The organism is Allostella sp. (assembly GCF_041913585.1).
GTDB lineage: Bacteria > Pseudomonadota > Alphaproteobacteria > ATCC43930 > Allostellaceae > Allostella.
This window is the reverse complement of sequence record NZ_JAYSFE010000233.1, coordinates 1-3578: the sequence shown is the minus strand read 5'-3', so window position 1 is coordinate 3578 and position 3578 is coordinate 1. Positions and strand designations below refer to the sequence as shown.

3 protein-coding genes and 1 pseudogene are annotated in these 3578 nt (G+C 70.2%); all 4 read right to left on the bottom strand.

Annotation, left to right across the window (positions count from 1 at the left end; all coding sequences use genetic code 11):
* The coding region (locus ACE3Q3_RS23495) for a type II toxin-antitoxin system RatA family toxin (protein ID WP_374450144.1) at positions 1-200 on the bottom strand (200 nt) is incomplete at its 3' end.
* Positions 201-218: 18 nt separating this feature from the next.
* The gene (gene lipA, locus ACE3Q3_RS23490; RefSeq protein ID WP_374450142.1) at positions 219-1166 is read right to left on the bottom strand and encodes a lipoyl synthase; all 948 of its coding nucleotides are present in this window, start codon (positions 1164-1166) and stop codon (positions 219-221) included.
* Positions 1167-1198: 32 nt separating this feature from the next.
* Positions 1199-2599, bottom strand: a complete 1401-nt coding sequence (gene lpdA / locus ACE3Q3_RS23485; RefSeq protein ID WP_374450140.1) for a dihydrolipoyl dehydrogenase — start codon at positions 2597-2599, stop codon at positions 1199-1201.
* Between the two features lie 40 nt (positions 2600-2639).
* Positions 2640-3578 (bottom strand): annotated as a pseudogene (locus tag ACE3Q3_RS23480) (2-oxo acid dehydrogenase subunit E2); the annotation flags it as partial.

Sequence of the window (3578 nt, the reverse complement as noted above, 5' to 3'; positions counted from 1 at the left end):
CGCACCCGCGAGGTGAAGCGCTCGCGGATCATCTTGAAGCCGATCATCAGGTCGGCGACGACGAGCTCGCCCGTCCGCTCGCGGATGCGCGCGGCGACGCACCAGGGCAGGAACTCGGGATAACGCTCGATGTCCGCGACGAGGTCGAAGAGCTGCTCCGGGCTATAGGGGAGCAGCCGCTGCTCGGCGTGCGTCGGCATCCGTCCGGCGGCGCCGCCCTAGGCGGCGCCGGACAGCCGCGCCTCGCGGGCGGCCCGCAGGCGCACGAAATCGTCGCCGGCATGGTAGGAGGAGCGCGTCAGCGGCGAGGCCGACACCATCAGGAATCCCTTGCCGTAGGCCTGGGTCTCGATGCTGGCGAACTCGTCCGGCGTGACGAACCGGTCGACGCGGTGGTGCTTCGGCGTCGGCTGCAGGTACTGGCCGACGGTGAGGAAGTCGACATCGGCCGCGCGCAGGTCGTCCATCACCTGCAGCACCTCCTCCTTCGATTCGCCGAGACCGACCATGATGCCGGACTTGGTGAAGATCGAGGGGTCGATGCGCTTGACCTGGTCGAGCAGGCGGAGCGAGTTGAAGTAGCGCGCACCCGGCCGGACCTCGCCATAGAGCCGCGGCACCGTCTCCAGATTGTGGTTGAAGACATCCGGCCGCGCCGCCGCCACCACCTCGATCGCCCCGTCCTTGCGCAGGAAATCGGGCGTCAGCACCTCGATGGTCGTGCCGGGAGCGGCGGCGCGGATGGCGCGGATGGTGCGCGCGAAATGCTCGGCGCCGCCGTCCGGCAGGTCGTCGCGGTCGACCGAGGTCACCACGACGTGCTTCAGCCCCATCTTGCCGACCGCCTCGCCGACGCGCTCGGGCTCGTGCGGGTCGAGCAGGTCGGGCCGGCCGGTGGCGACGTTGCAGAACGTGCAGGCGCGGGTGCAGACGCTGCCGAGGATCATCACCGTGGCGTGCTTCTGCGACCAGCATTCCCCGATGTTGGGGCAGGCGGCCTCCTCGCACACGGTGCGGAGGTCGAGCCCACGCATCAGGTCGCGGGTCTCGGCATAGGTGCGGGAGGTCGGCGCCTTCACCCGGATCCAGGCGGGCTTGCGCTGGATCGGGTTGTCCGGCCGGTTGACCTTCTCGGGATGGCGGACCTGGTCCGCGGACGACGCCATGGCGGGCGCGGGACTCCTCGCGGGATGGAAGGCTAGAAGTGGAGCGTGCGGCCGTAGGCGTCAAGCACGGCCTCGTGCATGACCTCGGAGATGGTCGGATGCGGGAAGGTCGTCGCCATCAGCTCCGCCTCGGTCGCTTCGAGCGTCCGGGCGATGGTGTAGCCCTGGATGAGCTCGGTCACCTCGGGCCCGATCAGGTGCGCGCCGAGCAGTTCGCCGGTCTTGGCGTCGAACACCGTCTTGGCCAGCCCCTCGGTCTCGCCGAGCGCGATCGCCTTGCCGTTGCCGATGAAGGGGAAGCGCCCGACCCGGACCTCGTGGCCCAGTTCCTTCGCCCGCTTCTCGGTCAGGCCGACGCTGGCGACCTGCGGCGCGCAGTAGGTGCAGCCGGGAATCTTCGTCACGTCCATGGGATGAACGCCCTTCACCCCGGCGATCCGCTCGACGCAGAGCACCGCCTCGTGCATCGCCTTGTGGGCGAGCCAGGGCGGGCCGGCGAGATCGCCGATGGCGTAGACCCCCTTCTCGCCGGTGGCGCACCACTGGTCGATGACGACATGGGTGCGGTCGACCACCACCTTCGTGCCTTCGAGCCCGATATTCTCGACATTGCCGACGATGCCGACGGCCGAGATGACGCGCTCGGCCGTGACCTCGACGGTCTTGCCGCCGGCCGCGATCGTCGCCGTCACGCTGTCGGCCGCCTTCTTCAGGCCCTTCACCTGGGCGCCGGTCAGGATCTTCATGCCCTGCTTCTCGAACGCCTTGCGGGCGAAGGCCGAAATCTCCTCGTCCTCCACCGGCAGCACCCGGTCGAGCATCTCGACGACCGTCACCTCGGCACCCATGGTGCGATAGAAGCTGGCGAACTCGATGCCGATGGCGCCCGAGCCGACGACCAGCAGCGACTTCGGCATGCGGTCGGGAACCATCGCCTCCTTGTAGGTCCAGACCAGCTTGCCGTCCGGCTCGAGGCCGGGGACGGAGCGCGCGCGGGCGCCGGTCGCGAGGATGATGCTGGCGGCAGCGAGCGTCGCCACCGCCTTGTCGTCTTTGGTGACCGCGACCTTGCCCGCCCCGGCGAGCCGGCCATGGCCGTCGAACACCGTCACCTTGTTCTTGCGCATCAGGTGCCGGACGCCGTTCTGGAGCTGCTGGGCGACGCCGCGCGAACGCTTGACGACCTTCTGCGGGTCGAAGGCGACCTTCTCCGCCGACAGCCCGAAGGCGTCGGCATGCTGCATCAGGTGATAGACCTCGGCCGAGCGCAGCAGCGCCTTGGTCGGGATGCAGCCCCAGTTGAGGCAGATGCCGCCCAGGTGCTCGCGCTCGACCAGCGCGGTCTTCATGCCGAGCTGGGCGGCGCGGATGGCGGCGACATAGCCGCCGGGCCCGCCGCCGATGACGATCAGGTCGAACCGTTCTTCCGCCATGGGGCGTTCCTTTCCGGAGGGCGGCGCCGCCGCCCCCCTCCTACAGCAGCATGCTGAGCGGGTCTTCGATCAGCCCCTTGAAGGCGGCCAGGAAGCGGGCGCCGATCGCACCGTCGACGACCCGGTGGTCGACCGAGAGCGTGCAGGTCATCTGGGTGGCGATGGCGAGGGCGCCGTCCTTCACCACCGGACGCTGCTCGCCGGCACCGACCGCGAGGATGCAGGCCTGCGGCGGGTTGATGATGGCGGCGAAGTTGGGGATCCCGAACATGCCGAGGTTGGACACGCTGAAGGTGCCGCCCTGGAACTCCTCGGGCTTCAGCTTGCCGTCCTTGGCGCGCTGGGCGAGGTCGCGCATCTCCTCGGAGATGGTGGCGAGCCCCTTCTGGTCGGCCTTCTTGACGATCGGCGTGATGAGCCCGTTGGGGATGGCGACCGCGACCGAGACGTCGACCTGCTCCCACATCAGGATGCCGTCGTCGCTCCACGAGGCGTTGGCCTGCGGCACCTTGCGCAGCGCCAGCGCGACGGCGCGGATGACGAAGTCGTTGACCGACAGCTTGTAGGCGTCGGAACGGCCGTTCAGTTCCTTGCGCGTCGCCAGCAGCCGGTCGATCGCGCAGTCGACCGAGAGGTAGAAGTGCGGCACCTGTTGCTTCGACTCGCTGAGACGGCGGGCGATCGTCCGCCGCATCGAGGTGTGCGCGTCGAGCCGGTAGGGGATGTTGCCGGCGAGCAGGGCGACGTGGTCCTTGCCGAGGGGGGCCGCCGCCGCAATCGGCGCGGGGCGCGGGGCAGCCGCAGGCGCCGCGGCCGGCTGGGGCGCCGCGGCCGCTGCCGGCGCGGCGTGTGCCGGGGCCCGGCCGAGGGCCGCCTCGATTTCCTACTTGACGATGCGCCCGCCCGGACCCGACCCGGCGAGGCCGGCGAGGTCGTTGCCCGCCTGGGCCGCCAACCGCCGCGCGAGCGGCGAGGCCGC

Bases quoted from the DNA above. Each gene is read 5' to 3' on its own strand.
- lipA (WP_374450142.1), bottom strand. From the start codon at position 1,166: ATGGCGTCGTCCGCGGACCAGGTCCGCCATCCCGAGAAGGTCAACCGG.
- lpdA (WP_374450140.1), bottom strand. From the start codon at position 2,599: ATGGCGGAAGAACGGTTCGACCTGATCGTCATCGGCGGCGGGCCCGGC.